19 protein-coding genes and 1 tRNA gene are annotated in these 17003 nt (G+C 61.4%); 12 read left to right on the top strand and 8 right to left on the bottom strand.

The genetic code is table 11. The annotated features are described in order from the left end of the window. Positions 1-112: 112 nt before the first annotated feature. A complete protein-coding gene (locus tag D1222_RS04300) occupies positions 113-1009 on the bottom strand; it encodes a hydroxymethylglutaryl-CoA lyase (RefSeq protein WP_119452970.1) in 897 nt (298 codons plus the stop codon). 29 nt (positions 1010-1038) lie between these two features. Here D1222_RS04300 and D1222_RS04295 point away from each other — a divergent pair, with 29 nt between their 5' ends. The 3 genes from D1222_RS04295 to D1222_RS04285 are packed head-to-tail and all read left to right on the top strand — an operon-like array spanning position 1039 to position 3608. After that, a complete protein-coding gene (locus D1222_RS04295) occupies positions 1039-2232 on the top strand; it encodes a CaiB/BaiF CoA transferase family protein (RefSeq protein WP_119452969.1) in 1194 nt (397 codons plus the stop codon). Continuing rightward, positions 2232-2621, top strand: a complete 390-nt coding sequence (gene hisI / locus D1222_RS04290; RefSeq protein ID WP_119452968.1) for a phosphoribosyl-AMP cyclohydrolase — start codon at positions 2232-2234, stop codon at positions 2619-2621. The genes D1222_RS04295 and hisI overlap by 1 nt, the downstream gene beginning before the upstream one ends. 45 nt (positions 2622-2666) lie before the next feature. Continuing rightward, positions 2667-3608 carry an N-acyl homoserine lactonase family protein gene (locus D1222_RS04285; protein WP_119452967.1) on the top strand — a complete coding sequence of 314 codons (942 nt, stop codon included), beginning with the start codon at positions 2667-2669 and terminating at the stop codon, positions 3606-3608. Positions 3609-3634: 26 nt separating this feature from the next. Here D1222_RS04285 and D1222_RS04280 read toward each other — a convergent pair whose 3' ends face one another. Continuing rightward, entirely contained in the window at positions 3635-4492 is an 858-nt protein-coding gene (locus D1222_RS04280; protein WP_119453726.1) for an alpha/beta hydrolase family protein, read from the bottom strand. Between the two features lie 222 nt (positions 4493-4714). Between D1222_RS04280 and D1222_RS04275 the strand changes: the two genes are divergently transcribed. After that, positions 4715-5950: an aminotransferase class V-fold PLP-dependent enzyme gene (locus tag D1222_RS04275; RefSeq protein WP_119452966.1), complete on the top strand. Its 1236-nt coding sequence runs from the start codon at positions 4715-4717 to the stop codon at positions 5948-5950. A 43-nt stretch (positions 5951-5993) separates the two neighbouring features. On the opposite strand, the gene D1222_RS04270 is transcribed toward D1222_RS04275, so the two are convergent. Next, positions 5994-6070: transfer RNA gene (locus D1222_RS04270), tRNA-Arg, on the bottom strand. Positions 6071-6120: 50 nt separating this feature from the next. Between D1222_RS04270 and D1222_RS04265 the strand changes: the two genes are divergently transcribed. Further along, entirely contained in the window at positions 6121-6900 is a 780-nt protein-coding gene (locus D1222_RS04265) for a thermonuclease family protein (protein ID WP_119452965.1), read from the top strand. Here D1222_RS04265 and phbB read toward each other — a convergent pair. After that, positions 6897-7622, bottom strand: coding sequence for an acetoacetyl-CoA reductase (gene phbB / locus D1222_RS04260; RefSeq protein ID WP_119452964.1), 726 nt, complete (start codon positions 7620-7622; stop codon positions 6897-6899). The two genes, D1222_RS04265 and phbB, sit on opposite strands and share 4 nt — an antisense overlap. A gap of 173 nt (positions 7623-7795) precedes the next feature. Between phbB and phaR the strand changes: the two genes are divergently transcribed. Then, positions 7796-8410 carry a polyhydroxyalkanoate synthesis repressor PhaR gene (gene phaR, locus D1222_RS04255; protein WP_119452963.1) on the top strand — a complete coding sequence of 205 codons (615 nt, stop codon included), beginning with the start codon at positions 7796-7798 and terminating at the stop codon, positions 8408-8410. 26 nt (positions 8411-8436) lie between these two features. Here phaR and D1222_RS04250 read toward each other — a convergent pair whose 3' ends face one another. Beyond that, complete coding sequence (locus D1222_RS04250) at positions 8437-9111, bottom strand: DUF1223 domain-containing protein (RefSeq protein WP_119452962.1); 675 nt, start codon at positions 9109-9111, stop codon at positions 8437-8439. Positions 9112-9226: 115 nt separating this feature from the next. Continuing rightward, on the bottom strand, positions 9227-11995 hold the full coding sequence (gene acnA, locus D1222_RS04245; protein WP_119452961.1) for an aconitate hydratase AcnA: 2769 nt from the start codon (positions 11993-11995) through the stop codon (positions 9227-9229). Between the two features lie 117 nt (positions 11996-12112). Between acnA and ccmA the strand changes: the two genes are divergently transcribed. From ccmA to D1222_RS04220, 5 genes are all read left to right on the top strand, one after another. Continuing rightward, positions 12113-12706: a heme ABC exporter ATP-binding protein CcmA gene (ccmA, locus tag D1222_RS04240; RefSeq protein ID WP_233348509.1), complete on the top strand. Its 594-nt coding sequence runs from the start codon at positions 12113-12115 to the stop codon at positions 12704-12706. Between the two features lie 175 nt (positions 12707-12881). Beyond that, positions 12882-13544: a heme exporter protein CcmB gene (locus D1222_RS04235; RefSeq protein WP_119452960.1), complete on the top strand. Its 663-nt coding sequence runs from the start codon at positions 12882-12884 to the stop codon at positions 13542-13544. 22 nt (positions 13545-13566) lie between these two features. Further along, positions 13567-14298 (top strand): heme ABC transporter permease CcmC, encoded by a 732-nt coding sequence (gene ccmC, locus D1222_RS04230; protein WP_119452959.1) that lies wholly within the window; start codon positions 13567-13569, stop codon positions 14296-14298. 3 nt (positions 14299-14301) lie between these two features. Then, a complete protein-coding gene (locus D1222_RS04225; RefSeq protein ID WP_119452958.1) occupies positions 14302-14457 on the top strand; it encodes a heme exporter protein CcmD in 156 nt (51 codons plus the stop codon). Continuing rightward, positions 14457-14978, top strand: a complete 522-nt coding sequence (locus D1222_RS04220) for a redoxin family protein (RefSeq protein WP_119452957.1) — start codon at positions 14457-14459, stop codon at positions 14976-14978. Before D1222_RS04225 ends, D1222_RS04220 begins: the two co-directional genes overlap by 1 nt. A gap of 7 nt (positions 14979-14985) precedes the next feature. Here D1222_RS04220 and D1222_RS04215 read toward each other — a convergent pair whose 3' ends face one another. Continuing rightward, positions 14986-15585 (bottom strand): MarR family winged helix-turn-helix transcriptional regulator, encoded by a 600-nt coding sequence (locus D1222_RS04215; RefSeq protein ID WP_119452956.1) that lies wholly within the window; start codon positions 15583-15585, stop codon positions 14986-14988. Between the two features lie 112 nt (positions 15586-15697). On the opposite strand from D1222_RS04215, the gene D1222_RS04210 reads away from it, so the two are divergent. Beyond that, complete coding sequence (locus D1222_RS04210; protein ID WP_119452955.1) at positions 15698-16234, top strand: NUDIX hydrolase; 537 nt, start codon at positions 15698-15700, stop codon at positions 16232-16234. Here the strand turns inward: D1222_RS04210 and D1222_RS04205 are convergent. Beyond that, entirely contained in the window at positions 16224-16997 is a 774-nt protein-coding gene (locus D1222_RS04205) for an inner membrane-spanning protein YciB (RefSeq protein WP_119452954.1), read from the bottom strand. The genes D1222_RS04210 and D1222_RS04205 overlap by 11 nt on opposite strands. Between the last annotated feature and the right edge of the window lie 6 nt (positions 16998-17003).

The following is a 17003-nucleotide window of genomic DNA, read 5'->3' as shown; positions in this document are numbered from 1 at the left end:
AGGGTCCATCACCTGCCATTCCTGCAAGTGCCAGGTGCGGGCGATCCGAGATAGGCTCCCAGATGAGCTGACGCTCATCGGGAGTGACGCCACATTCAGGCTGTCGAATGGATCAAGCCGGGAAACCACCCGCCTTCGACAAGCTGGAACTCACCTCATGTCCGAGCACCGTTTCCAGCCATTTCGCGGTCTCGATCAGCTTGCCGAGGTCGAGGCCTGTCTCGAACCCCGCGCGCTCCAGCATGTAGACGACATCTTCGGTGGCGACATTTCCGGTCGCCGCCGGTGCGAATGGACAGCCGCCAATCCCGCCGCAGCTAGCATCAATAACATCGACACCGGCATCGACGGCAGCCGCCACATTGGCAAGCGCCGCGCCGCGCGTGTCATGGAAGTGCATGCGCAGGAAGACGTCCGGGGCTTCCATACTGACGCGCTCGATCAGCGACCTCACCTGCCAGGGCGTTGCGACCCCGATCGTATCGCCAAGGGCAAGCTCGCCGACGCCAGCGCGTTGCGCACGGGCCGCAAGGTTGCCGACGACCAGCGGGTCGACTTCGCCGTCATAGGGGTCACCGAATGCCACGGAGATGGTGGCAGAAAGCGGAATGCCGGCCTCGTGGATGAGCGGCGCGCACTGCATCAGCATGTCGGCGCTTTCCGACGGGCTCATGCCCTGATTGCGTTTGCCGAAACCTTCGCCAGCTACCAGCACGAAATTGATCTCGTCGGCTTTCGCGTCGATGGCGCGGCGGACACCCTTCTCATTGAGGGCGAGCGCGATGTGACGGGTTGGCTTTGATCGGTCGACACCAGCGAAGACCTCTGTCGAATCTGCCATTTTGGGGACGGCCTTGGGCGAAACGAAGCTGCCGGACTCCATCCGCCTGATGCCGGCCTCTTCCAGCCGCTCGATGAATTCAAGCTTCTGCTGCGTGGTCAGATTGCCGGGATCGTTCTGCAGCCCGTCGCGTGGGCCGACCTCAACTATATCGATACGTCTTGTCATGAGGTGGTTCTAGAGCGCATGGAGGGGACATGACAGATCAAAAATCACCCCTTGCCGGCCTTCGCGTGATCGAGCTTGGCCAGCTGATCGCCGGACCGTTCTGTGCGCAGCTGCTCGGCGACTTTGGTACGGAGGTCATCAAGATCGAGGCGCCGGACGCGCCCGACCCGGCCCGCGGCTGGGGCGCGGCCAAGAAGGACGGCCACAGCCTGTTCTGGCCAATCATTGCCCGCAACAAGAAATCCCTGACGCTGAACCTGCGCGAACCGGAAGGGCAGGCACTCCTGAAGCAGCTCGCCGCGACCGCAGACGTGCTGGTCGAGAACTTCCGCCCCGGTACGCTGGAGCGCTGGGGGCTTGGTCCGGATGTCCTGCACGCACTCAATCCGCGCCTCGTGATTGCGCGCATCTCTGGCTATGGCCAGACGGGCCCTGAAAGCGCCAAGGCTGGCTATGCGAGTGTCGGTGAGGCCAAGGGTGGCCTCCGCTATATGATCGGGGAGCCGGATCGGCTACCAGCGCGCGCAGGTGTCTCTCTCGGCGATACGATGACAGGCACCTTTGCGGCGCTTGGCACGATGATGGCGCTGTTCGCGCGAGAGCGGACGGGCAGGGGGCAAGTCGTCGATGCGGCGATCTATGAAAGCGTGATGGCCTTCATTGAAAGCATCATTCCAGAATACGCATTGGCGGGCCAGATACGTGAGCGGACGGGTCCGATCCTGCCGCGCGTTGCCCCGTCAGGTGTCTATCCCTGCGCCGACGGCATGGTCATCATTGGGGCCAATCAGGACACACTGTTCAGGCGGCTTGCGAGCATGATCGGCGCCGACTGGGCCGATGATCCCCGGTTCGCGACCCATGATGGTCGCGGCGACAATCAGCATGAGCTTGATGAGAAAATCGCGGCCTGGACCGGTGAGCGCACGGTGGACGATGTGCTCTCACAGTGCGAGGCAAACGGCGTCCCGTGCGGGCCTGTGAATACTGCGCGCGAGATGCTGGAAGATGCCCACATCAAGGCGCGTGAAGCGATCATCCGTGTCGCACATCCAATGCTGGGTGAAGTCCCGATGCAGGGCGTCTTTCCCAAACTCTCCGATACGCCCGGCAGGGTAGATCATGCCGGTCCGGCGCTCGGTGCCGACACGGCCCGCATTCTGACGTCCATCGGCGTCGACGCATCCGAACAGGCGCGCCTTCGCGAAAAAGGAATTATCTGATGACGGACTTCCAACCCCCGCTTTCCGGCTCTGCGCAGGACGAAGCAAAGGAGCTGCGGCCCAAATTCAATTCTGATGGCCTCATCCCCGCCGTGGCGCAGGATAGCGCGACGGGCGACGTGCTGATGATGGCCTGGATGAATGAGGAAGCGCTGCGCCAGACCATCGAGACAGGCGAAGCGACCTATTTCTCCCGCTCGCGCGGCAAGCTGTGGCGCAAGGGGGAGACCTCCGGCAATACGCAGACCGTGAACGACATTCTCATCGACTGTGATCAGGATACGCTCCTCCTGAAAGTGACCCAGAAGGGGCCTGCATGTCACACTGACCGGAAATCTTGCTTCTACCGTACGGTCACTTCGGGCGGCGCGCTATCTTTCGCTGAATAGGCCGGCTAGATTGGCGACAGGGCTGATCTCAGGGGACTTCGATCAATGAAAATACTGCCACTCGTTTCACTCGGCGCGCTCGCACTGGCGATCAGCGCCTGTTCTCCGACAGACACATCGGCCGACGACACGGCGGCGACCGCACCGGCCGAAGGCGACGTTTCTGGCGATATGGACACGGCTGCTGGCGAGACACCTGCTTACACAATGGCATCCGAGCCGGCTGAAGAGCTGCAGCTGATCAAGCTCGATTGCGGCACGATCTATGTGTCCGATCTCAACATCTTCTCGGTCGAAGGCGATTATGCGGGCCAGACGGACACCTTCACCGATACGTGCTGGCTGCTGCGCCACCCGGACGGCGATCTCCTTTGGGATCTCGGCCTTCCAGGCGAACTGGTCGAGGCTGGAGAGCAGACACAGGACGTCTTCTCCGTATCGCTTGATAAAACAATTTCCGACCAGCTCATCGAAATGGGCCTTGGCATGTCGGACGTGGAGATGGTCGCCATCTCTCACAGCCACTTCGACCATGTCGGTCAGGCTGGCGACCTTGATCCCGCGACGACCTGGCTCGTCAATGAAGCGGAATACGGTTTCATGTTTCCCGAAGCGGGCGCCGAGGGCGACGACCAAGCAGAAAGCCAGTTCCCTGCCTTTGAAGGGCTGACTCGTGAAACAATCGGCGACAATCACGACGTGTTCGGGGATGGCTCTGTCATCATTATCGAAACGCCGGGCCATACGCCGGGCCATTCCTCACTTCTGGTGAACCTGCCGGAAACCGGCCCCGTCCTGTTGACCGGCGACCTCTATCACCGCGAAGAAAGCCGCGAGGGAGAGCGCGTGCCAGCCTTCAACTTTGATGTTGAACAGACACGCGCATCCATCGCTGAGTTTGAAGCCAGAGCCGAAGAGCTTGGCGCCCGCGTGATCATCCAGCATGAGCCAGCCGACACGAATGACCTTCCAGACGTGATGCGCTGACGGCCTGTTTTGTGCCGGGGTGCGCCCTAGTCGGTGTCTTCGGCATCAAGGCCCAGCAGGCTTTTGAGGATTTCGATTTGCCGGTCAAAAGCGGGCGTGCCGGGGGCGACCAGTTCCACATGGCCGCCGGGGACCTCAACATACTCAGCGCTGTCACCGGCTTCAGCCGCTTTCGCGGTATAGCCCTGCCCAAGCTCTGGCGGCGCGATCCGGTCGCGCGTGCCGTTCACGCTGATCTGCGGGACGCCGAGCGGTAGCAGTACAGCTGGTGAGGTGTCAGAAAAGACGTCCGGACGGTCATCTGAAGGCGCTCCGGTCAGCACGTCCATGATGTCGGCGAGGCAGCCCGCCTGCGTGACCGGGGCAGAGGTTTGGAGGTCTGCAAGCCCGCCGACATTCACCACCGCTTTCGGAACGAAGGGGGCCTCACTAACGAGCGGGCTATCCTCAGAGATATTCTGACGCGCAGCTGCCCAGAGAGCGAGGTGCCCACCGGCAGAATGGCCCGTCGCGACGACATTGGACGTATCCAGTCCAAGCTCTGGGCCTCGCTCTGCCAAGGCATCCACGGCCCGCGCCACATCTAGGAATGTCCCCGGATAGCCACCGCCAGCCTCATCGACGCCGCGATACTCAATATTCCAGACGGCCATGCCTTCATCGCGCAGCGCGCTGGCGGCATAGTTCATCAGCGTCCTGTCCGCGATTTCCTTCTGCCAGCAGCCGCCATGGATCATCAGGACCGTCGGGAAGGGCCCTTCGCCCTCTGGCAGCCAGACATCGACGAGGTCAGTTGCGCCGGGGCCTGTTGTCACAGTCATGTCAGGCTGCGGGAGCGGGCGGCCAAGCAGGTCGCCCCAGTTCATCAGTGCATCTTCTGCCATCTCGGCCTCTGCAGTGTCTGTTGCAGCGCCGTCGCCTGCGACTACTGACCCTGTGTCAGTCGAGTGTGTTTCGCCAGCGCAAGCGGCAAGAAAGAGCGCAGCTGCGCAAAGCTGGGATTGAATACGCAAAGGCTTGCTCCAACAGCTGAATCTCCATTGATCTGCCCGCCAAGCCGCGCAATGGCAAGAGAACCGAATGCGCCCATAAGGGTTAATGCCTTGATGATCTACAATTGCCCCTCCAGCCGCGATAGCGCCATTGCCATCGACCGGCACGACATCCTCGCCCATGCGCGTGAGGCTTTCGACTTGGAGGGCGGCCTCATCTATCTCGTCGGCCATTCGCTCGGCCCGGCCACGCACAACGCGCTCGATGCGCTTAACCAGTCAGCAAAATATGACTGGCGCCGGGGGCTGGTGCGCTCATGGAACAGCGCTGGATGGTTCACACTCGCCAAGACCACCGGCGCACGACTTGCGCGTCTCGTTGGTGCGCGCCAGCAGGAAGTCATGATCGCCGACAGCGTTTCGGCCAACATCTTCAAGCTTGCCTCGGCGGCGCTTTCAGCGGGCCTTTCTGCGTCCACCACCCTCATCATCGAGGAAGACGAGTTTCCGACCGACCAGTACATCACCGAAGCCCTGTCGACGCTTCAGGGCGCTGCTTTCCAGCGGGTCGAGGCGGGCACGGGCGTCGCCGCGATGCAGGAAACGGGCGGCATCCTGATCCGCAGCCTCGTGAACTACCGCAATGCCGAGCGCCGCGACATGGCCGCTGAAGAGAAGCTCGCGAGGAAAGCAGGCGGTCTCATCATCTGGGATCTCAGCCACGCGACTGGCGTCATCGAAGTCGCGCTGAACAAGGCCGGTGCCAAGCTCGCTACGGGGTGCACCTACAAATATCTCAATGGCGGGCCGGGTGCGCCGTCATTCCTCTATGTCGAAAAAGACCTGATCGAGAAACTCGAAAGCCCAATGCCAGGCTGGATGGGCCATGCGAGCCCCTTCACTTTCGACCCTGAATACACCCCGGCTGGCGACATTACCCGCTTTGCCAATGGCACGCCGCCCATCCTGTCGCTTGCCGCTCTGTCAGGTGCTCTGGAAGCGTTTGAAGCGCTCGACATTTCGCTGGTAGCGGCCAAGGCACGGGTGCTGGGCGATCTTGTCACGTCGCGGGCGCGCGATATCGGCCTGACGGTCGGCTCGCCGCTGCAGGGCAAGGATCGCGGCGGCCATGTCAGCTTCAGCCATCCCCATGCGCACGAAATCGTCCGCGCGCTCGCGGCCCGCAATATTCTCGCTGACTTCCGCGCGCCGGACACGATCCGCTTCGGCCTCTCGCCGCTCTTCCTGCGCTTCATCGACGTCTGGGACGCAATGGACGCGCTGGCAGACATCCTGGAGACCGAAAGCTGGGACAAGGAAGAATACCGCGAACGCGCCGCCGTCACCTGAGGCGGCTCGACGTGGCAAATACCTCAAATTTCGCGCGCTAAATTGGCGACCCCGACAGGATTTGAACCTGTGACCTACAGATTAGGAATCTGTTGCTCTATCCTGCTGAGCTACGGGGTCGCGCGAGTTCTGGCGATAACGCGTTTTTGGATGGGTTAGAAGGGGTGGCGATGCGGAAGGGAGTGGCGGCGTGGGCGTTTGCCTTCATCATTGTCACGGGCTGCGGCAAGGCGGGCCCGCTATCTGAGATGGAGCCCGGAGAGCGCGGCCGCGTGGTGCGTATCATTGACGGCGATGCACTCGTCCTCGACACCGGCCAGAGCGTCCGGCTGGTCGGTCTCGAAGCCCCGGCGATGAACTGGCGTGATAATGACCCGGACCCCTTCGCAGAAAAGGCCTCGCGCATGCTCGAAGACATGGTCATGGGGCGTGAGGTTCGCCTCTACTTTCCGGGCCTGACGCGAGACCGCTATGACCGCGCGCTGGCCCATGTCGAAACCGCCGATGCTAAAGGGCCGGACTTCTGGGTGAACGAGGAAATGCTGCGCCGGGGCGGCGCGCGCCTTCGCATCTATCCGGACACGTCTGCTGGTAGCGAAGCTTTAGTGGAGGCTGAACGCGAAGCGCGTAGCGCGCGTGCAGGCTTGTGGGAAGAGGCGGCGTACCTGCCTCTAAGGGCCTCAGCGATAGACCGCGACACCCGCGGCTTTCTCATCGTTCTGGCAGAGCTTGGCGGCGAGGCCCCGATCCCCGCAGAGACCTATGGTGACAGCCCGGCCTGCGCCCGCTCAACCGTGGGCCGCGCGCTGGTCATCGACATCGCAAGGGGCGCTGAACGCCTTTGTGACCTGCCAGCTGGAACAATGGGGGAATTTCGGGGCTGGGTGTCGGGTGGACGCCTTGATCTCGTCCACCCGCTCCATTTCGAGAGCCAGTCTTCGGCTGACTAGCCAGCGATGTACTGCGCGCCGTTTACCGTCATGGTAGCGCCGGTAATGAAGGCGGCTTCATCCTTGGAGAGGTAAGAGCACATGGATGCGATCTCCTCTGCCTTGCCGAGACGGCCAACCGGAATGGTGCCGATAATGCTTTCCAGCACCTTTTCCGGCACAGCGCGGACCATGTCCGTGTCGATATAGCCAGGGGCGACCACGTTGACGGTGATGCCCTTCTTGGCGCCTTCCTGCGCCAGCGCCTTGGTAAAGCCGATCAGGCCCGCCTTGGCAGCTGAATAGTTCGCCTGACCGAACTGACCCTTCTGGCCGTTGATCGACGAGATGTTGATGATGCGGCCCCAGTTGCGCTCACGCATGCCGTCCCAGACCTGACGGGTCACGTTGAAAGCGGAGGTCAGGTCGACGCTGATGACCTCATTCCATTGCTCGAGCGTCATCTTATGGAACGGCGCATCGCGCGTGATGCCTGCATTGTTGACGACGACATCGACAGGTCCAAGTTCGCTCTCGATCTGCTTGAGGCCTTCTTGCGTGCTCTCAAAGCTTGCGACGTCGAACTTGTAGCATTTGATGCCGAGGTCTGCCTCGCATTGGCGGGCAGCTTCCTCATTGCCAGCAAAGTTTGCTGCGACTGCGAAGCCGTCGGCTTTCAACCGCTCGCTGATCGCGCGTCCAATCCCCCTCGTGCCACCGGTAACCAGTGCGACTTTTGCCATATCTCTCCTCCAGGCGTGTTGCGCAGCAAAAAATTTTGTTGCGTCTGCTCAACTTGTTGTAAGCTGGCCCTGTATAAGCCGGACGTATGATTTTGAAAGTCTCGCTATTTCATGCCATTCTTGGCTGAAATCACGATAAGAATCGCTCCCAAGGGCGAATTGAAGGGCATGAAATGACCAAGGCAAACGGGACTGGTGAAACAGTCATCATCAAGAAGTACGCCAACCGGCGTCTCTATGACACATCAACCTCATCCTATGTGACGCTCGACCACCTCGCAGATCTTGTGCGGCGCGAAGTCGACTTCGAAGTCCGCGACGCAAAATCGGGCGAAGACCTCACCCGTTCGGTCCTGACCCAGATCATTTTCGAGAAAGAGAACAAGGGCGACGGCGCCTTGCCACTGTCCTTCCTGCGCCAGCTGATCGGCTTCTATGGGGGCGGTGCACAAAACATGCTGCCAGCCTGGCTGGACATGAGCATGAACAGCTTTGCAGAGAGCCAGGAGCGCTGGAAAAAGGCGATGGGCGGTGCCCATCCGATGGCCTTCTTCGAGACCCAGACCCGCCGCAACATGGAAATGTTCGAGCAGGCGATGAAGATGTTTGCCGTGCCGGGCGCTGCGGGCGCATCAGCTGCGCCGCGTCAGAGCGAAGCTGAGAAGGCTCCTCGGTCCAGCGCAGGTAAGCAGGAATCATCCGAGGCCCGCGACGATGCCATGTCCGCGCTCAAGGCGCAGATGGAGCTGATGCAGAAGCAGCTCGATTCACTGTCGTCTAAATCTTGAAATAGGCTTGTTTGAGGGGCGCAGGCCTAACCCGCGCTCTCATCCAGCGCCTGCGCTGCATAGACATGCCCGAAATCACGCGCCTGAACAATCAGGGCGCAGTCGCTTTCGCATGTATAAGCGTAGGTGACGCTTCCACCTGACCAGAGACCGAGCGAGCGCGCTTCGATCACCGGGTTGACCATGTCGCCGCTCCGCGCCTCATCGCGCGCATACTCGACAAGCTGGACCTGCGCAGGCGACGGGACGCTTCCGCTTAGCGTGAAGCGGTCTTCGGAAACCGCTCTGATTTCGATCTCGTACGGTGTGTTGACCGATTGCTGGCTGTCGATGTTTGCCTCGACTGTCGCCTTGCGCGTCGCTGGGCATTCCTTTTCGCCATTGTAGACCGATTGCGGGGTGTAGGGCGCACGCAGGCCGAAGCGCTCGGCATAGGCCGTCTGTCTCGCTGCCGCCACTGGCAGCGCGAGCGGGTCAGGCTCTCCGAGATAGTCCCAATAATCGACCGCCCAGGTCAGGATGAGAACATCGTCTCCGCGCTCGTTCTCAATTTCGCGAAGCGTATCATAGGCCTTCGGGCAGACCTTGCAATTATGCGAGGCAAATAGCTCCACCAGCACCGGCGTCTCGGCGGATGCCGCGCCAGCGTGGCAGCTGAAGATCAGGGCCGGAACGGCGAGAATCTTGTTGATTGGTCTCATGGAAAGCGCACTTACCGCCAGACGGGATGAAATTGAATTCACTAAGGCGTGAAATGAAGGTGCCGCCCTTTTTGAAAAGAGCGGCACCTTGTTTTTACGCGATTTCTACGCGCGGCTACGCAGCTTCGCGTGCGAGGTTACGCAGCACGTAGTGCAGGATGCCGCCATTGCGGTAGTAGTCGAGCTCGTTCTCGGTATCGATGCGCACCAGCGTGGAGACGGTCTGCGTGGAACCGTCTGCCTTCTTGATGGTGACGTCGATGTCCTGACGCGGGCTGATCGAGCTGATGCCCGAAATGCTGACTTCCTCAGAGCCATCAAGGCCGAGGCCCTGCCAGGACTGACCGTCCTTGAACTGCAGTGGGAGGACGCCCATGCCGATGAGGTTGGAGCGGTGAATACGCTCGAAGCTCTCGGCGACAACCGCCTGAACGCCGAGAAGGATCGTGCCCTTAGCGGCCCAGTCACGCGAGGAGCCCGTGCCGTATTCCTTGCCAGCGAAGACGACCAGTTGCTTGTCGTCCTTCTGGTACTTCATGGCAGCATCATAGATGGCCATCTGCTCGCCGGACGGATGATGGATCGTCACACCGCCTTCGACGCCCGGCACCATCTGGTTCTTGATGCGGATATTGGCGAAGGTGCCGCGCATCATGACTTCGTGGTTGCCGCGGCGCGAGCCGTAGGAGTTGAAGTCCATGACTTCCACGCCGTGCTCCTGCAGGTAACGGCCAGCCGGGCTGGACGGCTTGATCGCGCCAGCTGGCGAGATGTGGTCGGTCGTGATGGAGTCAGCGAAGAGACCGAGGATGCGGGCATCCTTGACGTCCTCGGCCGTGTCGAGGTCGACGGTCATACCTTCGAAGTATGGCGGGTTCTGCACATAGGTCGATTCAGGCCAGGAATAGGTCTTCGAACCGGTGACAGAGATGTTCTGCCAGTGCTCGTCGCCTTCAAAGACGTTGCCATAGCGCTCAGCGAACATCTCAGGCGTCACAGCTTCGCGCATGACTTCGGCGATCTCTTTCGAGGATGGCCAGATGTCCTTCAGGTAGACATCATTGCCGTCCTTGTCCTTGCCGAGCGGATCCTTGGTCAGGTTCACGTGCAGCGAGCCAGCGATTGCATAGGCGACGACCAGAGGCGGCGAAGCGAGATAGTTCGCCCGCACGTCCTGACTGATGCGGCCTTCAAAGTTACGGTTACCCGACAGGACAGAGCCGACGACGAGGTCGTTCTCGTTCACCGCCTTGGAAATGGCTGGCGGTAGTGGACCGGAGTTACCGATACACGTGGTGCAGCCATAGCCGACGAGGTTGAAGCCCATCGCATCGAGATCGTCTTGCAGGCCTGCACGCTCAAGATAGTCGGTCACCACCTTGGAGCCCGGTGCGAGAGAGGTCTTCACCCAAGGCTTGCGGCCAAGGCCCTTCTCAAGCGCGTTGCGGGCCAGAAGGCCAGCTGCCAGCATGACGGATGGGTTGGACGTGTTGGTACAGGACGTGATGGCCGCAATGACGACAGAGCCATCATGGATGTGGAAGTCTGTGCCTTCGACCGAGTGCATGGACACGCCATAAGCTTCAGGATCGGTGTAGACGTTCTGCGCGCCCTCATCGACGAAGCGGGCTTCGCCCTTCGAGGTTGGCGTGGTGTCAGGGTCTTTCTTGCCGCCGCGGATCTCGCTCAGCGCATCGCGGAAGGCATTGTCGGCCTCGGTCAGCAGGACACGGTCCTGTGGGCGCTTTGGACCGGCCAGCGATGGAACAACGCTGCCCAGGTCAAGCTCAAGCGTAGAGGTGTAGACCGGGTCGGCCTGTTCTGGACGCCAGTAGCCTTGTGCCTTTGCATAGGCTTCGACCAACTTCACGCGTTCTGGGTCGCGGCCCGTGTCAGAGAGGTACTGGATCGTCTCTTCGTCGACCGGGAAGAAGCCGCACGTCGCACCATATTCTGGCGCCATGTTGGAAATGGTGGCTTCGTCTTCGAGGGTCAGGTTTGCGAGGCCCGGGCCGTAAAACTCGACGAACTTGCCGACAACGCCGTGCTTGCGCAGCATCTGGGTGACGGTCAGCACGAGGTCGGTCGCGGTCGCGCCCTCTGCGAGCTTGCCGGTCAGCTTGAAGCCGACGACTTCCGGGATCAGCATGGACACGGGCTGGCCGAGCATCGCTGCTTCAGCCTCGATACCGCCAACGCCCCAGCCGAGAACGGCGAGGCCGTTGATCATGGTGGTGTGGGAGTCGGTACCGACGCAGGTGTCGAAATAGGCAACTGTCTCGCCGTCTTCTTCCTTGGTCCAGACGGTCTGGCCAAGATATTCGAGGTTCACCTGGTGGCAGATGCCGGTGCCTGGCGGGACAACGCGGAAGTTGCGAAATGCCTTGGAGCCCCAGCGCAGGAACTCATAACGCTCCAGATTGCGCTCATACTCGACCTTTACGTTCTTCTCGAAGCTGTCGGGGCCGGCGAAGAAGTCGACCATGACCGAGTGGTCGATGACGAGGTCGACAGGAACGAGCGGGTTGATGGCCTCCGCATCGGCGCCGAGCTTCTCGGCCGCGTCGCGCATGGCAGCAAGGTCAACAACAGCCGGAACGCCAGTAAAGTCCTGCATCAGGACGCGGGCCGGGCGATAGGCGATCTCGTGGCTCATGTCGCCTTTGGTTTCGAGCCATTCCTTGAAGGCGAGGATGTCGGCTTTGGTAACCGTCTTGCCATCTTCATTGCGCAGCATGTTTTCCAGCAGCACCTTGAGCGAGGCAGGCAGGCGTGACACATCGCCCAGACCGTTTTCGCCAGCGGCGGAAAGCGAGTAGTAGACGTATGACTTGCCGTCGACATCGAGTGTGCGGCGTGAATTAAAACTGTCGAGGGATGGCATCGTGGGAGTGACCTCTTCTTGCATGTGTCCGGTGGGCGCGCGCCGGTGCGCTGCGCTGGTTTGCCTGTCTCATATAGTCGATGTGCGGCATACGCAATTGCATGGGGATGAGACTTCTTGGCAGAAAACGCAGCCATGACGCCTGAGTTTCTGATCAAGGCAGCTGGCCTCGGCGCAATCCGGGGTGAACGCGTCCTGTTTTCGGACCTTTCCCTTGAGGTGAAAGCCGGTGAGGCGCTTGTGCTGCGCGGGGCAAACGGCGCCGGGAAATCGACCCTTCTTCGTATGCTGGGCGGCTTGTCGCGCCCGGATGCCGGGGCGGTGGAGCGCCCGGTTCGTCACCACTGGATCGGCCATCGCAATGGGCTGAAGCCGCATGAAACGCCGCGCGCGCACCTGTCGCACTGGGGCCGGGTCTGGGGCAGTAGCGCAGATACAAAAGAGATCGCAGGCCAGATGGGGATTGAGCGACCCTTCGATGTCGCGGGCCGTCTTCTGTCGGCGGGGCAGAAGCGCCGCACCGCCATTGCACGCCTGCTGCTCGCAGATCGCCCGCTCTGGCTGCTGGATGAGCCTTTCTCTGCACTGGATACGCAAGGCAAGACGCTCGTCACCGGTCTCATCGACAAGCACCGCGCCTCTGGAGGGGCGGTGATCGCAGCCCTGCATGGCGAAGCGCCCTTCGAGGCGAGCGGCGAGGTGCAGCTATGACACCTTGGACCGTTTCAGTGCGGCGTTTGAGAATTGACCCTCCCCCGTTCACGGGGGAGATGCCCGAAGGGCGGAGGGGGCGAGCAGCATACTCTGCGCCTCGAAATTCCCCCCTCCGAGCCGCTTCGCGGCCCACCTCCCCCGCGCGCGGGGGAGGTGAAAGAGAGCTGCACCAATGACCGCCCAATCTCCCCTTCGAGCCGCTTTTCGTCAGGCGCTTGGTGAGGCGTGGGCGGGCGGGGCAGGCGTGCTGCTCCCCATCGGCTTCTTCGCTGGCGCCGCCATGCTGGTGCCCTTCACAGTGGGCAGCGAGTCCAGCCAGCTGTCCTCCATCGGCACCGGCATTCTCTGGGTCGCGCTTGCGCTTGCTTCTCTCGTTTCGATGGAGCGGGTCTTTCAGGCCGATCTTGAAGACGGCGTGCTGGAACTTTGGGCGCAGGAGGAGACGCCGCTCTTTCTCGTCGCCGCAGCAAAGATCATTGCGCACTGGCTGGTATCCGGTCTGCCGCTCGTCCTGCTGACCCCGCCCATCGGTATCGCACTTCAGGTCGACCCGGGCGCGCTTGTGCCTGCCATGCTGGCCTATGGGCTTGGCGGTCTGGCCTTTTTCCTATGGGGCGGCGTTGCGGGGGCCCTGGCTGCGAGCGTCGCACGCGGCGGGCTTCTCATTTCGCTGCTTGCGCTGCCGCTCTTCGTGCCGACGGCGATCTTCGGGGCGCTCGCGACAATTGAAGGGCCGGGCGGGCCGAGCCTGCTTTTCCTCGGCGCGACAACGCTATTTGCGCTCTCGATTGCACCTTTCGCCGCATCTGCGGCACTGCGCTTGGCGGTCGATTGAGAGACCTTTATCAGGGGGAGCCATGATCAGGGCTTTTGCCAATCCGCATCGTTTCATGGCGCTTTCGCGCTGGCTCGCGCCTGCCTGTCTGGGCGTTGGCGCGCTGCTGATGGTGTGGAGCGTCTGGCAGGGCCTCTGGGTCGTGCCACAGGATGATTATCAGGGCGGCGACATCATGCGCGCCATGTTCGTCCATGTCCCATCCGCCTGGCTCGCCATGGCAAGCTATATGGGCCTCGCCGCGACCAGCCTGATCTGGTTCGTCTGGCGACATGAACTCGCCGACATGGCGGCCAAATCCATCGCCCCGCTGGGCGCTGCCTATACGGCGATGTGCCTCGCAACAGGAAGCATCTGGGGCAAGCCGACCTGGGGCACATGGTGGCTCTGGGATGATGCCCGCATGATGTCGGTGCTGGTGATGTTCTTCCTGTTCCTTGGCTATATGGCACTGCGTGCAGCCATGGAGACGCGCCAGAAGGCCGCGCGCGCCGGCGCAATCCTCGCCATGGTCGGCGCCGTCAACGTGCCGCTTATCAAGTTCTCGGTCGATATCTGGTCGTCCATCCATCAGGACGCGAGCGTGCTGCGCCTCGATGGACCGGCCATGCCGCCAGTCTATCTGACACCGCTCCTGATTGGCGGGCTGGCGCACATGATCTTCTTTGCAGGCCTCACTATGATGTTGATGCGCGCTGAGGTCTGGGGCCGCCGCGGCGACGTTCTCATCGCACGCAAGCTGTCGGGGTCCTGATCCATGCTTCCAGTCTTTGAGCAGAACGCGGCCTTCATCTGGACCATCTACGCAATCGGCGCGGTCGTGCCGGTGGGGCTGTTTGTCTATGCGCTCATCCGCGCGCGGATGGCCAAGCGCCGTCTGGACCGTCTGCAGGCCGAACGGGAGCAGGGCTGATGAAACGCTGGCTGCTCGTCATTCCGGTTGCGCTCCTGCTGGGGCTGGGCGTGCTTGGCGCCTACCAATTGATGCAGCCAGATGATGAGAGCTTTGTCGCCAAGGCCGACCGCAGCGCCCCTGAGCGCGCTTTCCCATTGCTGGATGCGCCAGAGCAGGAGATCAGCTTCGCCACGCCGCCAGGTGATGGCCCGGTCATGGTGAATTTGTTTGCCAGCTGGTGCGCGCCCTGCCGGGCTGAGCATGGCGACATCACGTCGCTCGCTGAAGAGTTTCCCGGGCAGGTCTACGGCCTTGCCTATAAGGATGCGCCTGAAGCAACGCGCGCTTTCCTGGAAGAGCTTGGAAACCCGTTTGAGCAGATCGGCGTCGACCCGTCAGGGCAGGGCGGTCTCGACTTTGGCCTCACAGGCGTGCCCGAGACCTTCGTGATCAGCGAAGATGGGCAGATCATCCTGCATGTGCGCGGCCCGCTGGACGTCGAGCGTAGCCAGCAGGTCGCAGAAGCGCTCGGCGGCTAGGCCGCGCCTACTTCTTCTTTTTCTTTTTCTTCTTCTTGTCGGACTTCGATTTGTCCGCCTTCGCCGCTTTGTCCTTCTTGGACTTCTTCGGCTTTTCCTTCTTGGACGTGTCGGCGTCAGCATCGGCAGCGTCTTCGGCCACCACTTCTTCGATCTCTGGCTCTTCTTCCGGTGCGCCGATAGCCGCAAGCGACAGGATGAAGCCTGCGCGGCGGTTGGAGCGGATCATGGCGAGCAGCGCCTTGTCTGCCGCTTCGACGCCGGGCAGCGCCGCCTCATAGACTTCGCGTCCTTTCGTGAGGAGAGAGACCGCCTTGGCACGGGCATCTTCTGGAGATGTGGTGCGCTCGATATAGCCCGAGGCTTCCATGCGGCGGACCATCTCGGCCAGCGTGGAGCGGTCGATGCCCGTGCGGTCGACAAGGCTCGACTGGCTCTGGCCTTCTTCAGCGGCAAGCGCGGCCAGAACCGCAAACTGGCGAAGGGTCAGGCCCTGAGAGGACAGCGCCTCAGTTGAAAGATTGACCGCAGCCTGTTGCGCCCGGTGCAGCAAATGGCTGGTGGATTTGGACAGATCAAAGCTCTGCGTGTCTTGTTGGTCAGCCATCTCGATCTATCCTTGCAGTTCACTTTGCGTAGGGCGTTACCAGACAGTATCTGGAAACAAACCGTGTGCGGATCAATGTGAATCCGCAATAAACCAACACAATAACAGGCTGATGACACAAACAGTGGACGAGAATTTTGAGCTTGGCGTTCCAGACGGCGATGACCGCGAACGCCGGATCTGCCAGACCTGCGGCTTCGTCGATTACCGCAATCCACGCATCGTGGCCGGATCGGTTGTGACCAAGGGCGACCAGATCCTGCTCTGCAAGCGGGCCATCGAACCGCGCAAGGGCTTCTGGACGTTGCCAGCCGGATATATGGAGCTTGGCGAAACGATCGAGGAGGCCGCCCAGCGAGAGGCCCGTGAGGAAGCCTGCGCGACCATCGACATCGACCGTATGCTGGCGACCTATTCCATTCCGCGCATCGGGCAGGTGCAGGTTATGTTCCGCGCCCGTCTCGTGTCAGACTTCAAGGCTGGCCCGGAGAGCATCGATGTGCAGCTTTTCGACTGGAAGGATATTCCCTGGTCAGAGCTTGCTTTCCCGACAGTCGTCTGGGCTCTGACACACTATGCTGAAACGCGCGGCAAGGCGGATTTCGTGCCCTATGGCAACCCGCCCAATACCGACAAGGTTACGCGCTAGCTTCGCTTTCGCCCTTGGCGTCGTTATCATCACCGTCGCGAAGATGCTTCATCGTATAGGGGACATTCGCCGCGCCGAAGGCCAGCGTGATGACCCAGGTGCCAAGCTTCCACCAGGTCGCCCAGGCATCCTCGAAATTGCGCGCGCCGAATGTGATCCCGAGGAAGTCATACTCCCCAGCCGGGGCCCAGAGCAGGCCTGCAATATAGAGCGGCTCTTCCAGCGGCGGCACGAAATAGCGCCACACGAATTCATTCGCGGCCGCCATGAAGACAAAATAACCGCCCCAACGGATGGCAAGCTGTGTCCAGGCATGGTCTGGCAGGTCGAACACAGTCTTGAACATCACTTTCCAGATATTCGTGCCGAAGGCGAGCGAGCCGAAGATGAAGGCGGCCAGGATCAGCTGCTGGATGGTCGGCTTCGCATAGATGAAGCCCTTGTCCTGCAGAACGATGCCGATGATCCCGAATGACCCGACGATCCCAGCGCTGAGCAGTGTGAACAGCGGCACGCGCCCGCCGGTCATCAGCCTGCGGGCGATAAACCCGACCGTCAGGACGATCAGCACGCCGGTCGCCCAGTAAAGCGCCGTATCGGAGTTGATGGCCATATTGACGCCGCCGATCGAGGTCTCGATGTCGATGCCGAGCAACCGGATCAGATTGTAGACCGCCACAAAAGCGATCACGGGCAGCAGTTCACCCCAGATCTGGTTGGCTTTGTTGGCGGCAGTGTCCAGGTCGGAGCTTTTGTCTGTCATGAAGCC

Origin of the sequence: Henriciella algicola (assembly GCF_003576245.1) — a bacterium.
Taxonomy (GTDB): domain Bacteria; phylum Pseudomonadota; class Alphaproteobacteria; order Caulobacterales; family Hyphomonadaceae; genus Henriciella; species Henriciella algicola.
This window is presented reverse-complemented; position numbering and strand designations above follow the sequence as displayed.

What these genes read in the sequence shown, in the direction of transcription:
- D1222_RS04265 (WP_119452965.1), top strand. Translation starts at nt 6,121, where the DNA reads ATGCGGAAGGGAGTGGCGGCGTGGGCGTTTGCCTTCATCATTGTCACG.
- D1222_RS04210 (WP_119452955.1), top strand. Translation starts at nt 15,698, where the DNA reads ATGACACAAACAGTGGACGAGAATTTTGAGCTTGGCGTTCCAGACGGC.
- acnA (WP_119452961.1), bottom strand. Translation starts at nt 11,995, where the DNA reads ATGCCATCCCTCGACAGTTTTAATTCACGCCGCACACTCGATGTCGAC.
- D1222_RS04225 (WP_119452958.1), top strand. Translation starts at nt 14,302, where the DNA reads ATGCTTCCAGTCTTTGAGCAGAACGCGGCCTTCATCTGGACCATCTAC.
- D1222_RS04285 (WP_119452967.1), top strand. Translation starts at nt 2,667, where the DNA reads ATGAAAATACTGCCACTCGTTTCACTCGGCGCGCTCGCACTGGCGATC.
- D1222_RS04220 (WP_119452957.1), top strand. Translation starts at nt 14,457, where the DNA reads ATGAAACGCTGGCTGCTCGTCATTCCGGTTGCGCTCCTGCTGGGGCTG.
- D1222_RS04280 (WP_119453726.1), bottom strand. Translation starts at nt 4,492, where the DNA reads ATGGCAGAAGATGCACTGATGAACTGGGGCGACCTGCTTGGCCGCCCG.
- D1222_RS04235 (WP_119452960.1), top strand. Translation starts at nt 12,882, where the DNA reads ATGACCGCCCAATCTCCCCTTCGAGCCGCTTTTCGTCAGGCGCTTGGT.
- hisI (WP_119452968.1), top strand. Translation starts at nt 2,232, where the DNA reads ATGACGGACTTCCAACCCCCGCTTTCCGGCTCTGCGCAGGACGAAGCA.
- phbB (WP_119452964.1), bottom strand. Translation starts at nt 7,622, where the DNA reads ATGGCAAAAGTCGCACTGGTTACCGGTGGCACGAGGGGGATTGGACGC.
- D1222_RS04215 (WP_119452956.1), bottom strand. Translation starts at nt 15,585, where the DNA reads ATGGCTGACCAACAAGACACGCAGAGCTTTGATCTGTCCAAATCCACC.
- D1222_RS04250 (WP_119452962.1), bottom strand. Translation starts at nt 9,111, where the DNA reads ATGAGACCAATCAACAAGATTCTCGCCGTTCCGGCCCTGATCTTCAGC.
- ccmC (WP_119452959.1), top strand. Translation starts at nt 13,567, where the DNA reads ATGATCAGGGCTTTTGCCAATCCGCATCGTTTCATGGCGCTTTCGCGC.
- phaR (WP_119452963.1), top strand. Translation starts at nt 7,796, where the DNA reads ATGACCAAGGCAAACGGGACTGGTGAAACAGTCATCATCAAGAAGTAC.
- D1222_RS04295 (WP_119452969.1), top strand. Translation starts at nt 1,039, where the DNA reads ATGACAGATCAAAAATCACCCCTTGCCGGCCTTCGCGTGATCGAGCTT.
- D1222_RS04275 (WP_119452966.1), top strand. Translation starts at nt 4,715, where the DNA reads ATGATCTACAATTGCCCCTCCAGCCGCGATAGCGCCATTGCCATCGAC.
- D1222_RS04300 (WP_119452970.1), bottom strand. Translation starts at nt 1,009, where the DNA reads ATGACAAGACGTATCGATATAGTTGAGGTCGGCCCACGCGACGGGCTG.
- D1222_RS04205 (WP_119452954.1), bottom strand. Translation starts at nt 16,997, where the DNA reads ATGACAGACAAAAGCTCCGACCTGGACACTGCCGCCAACAAAGCCAAC.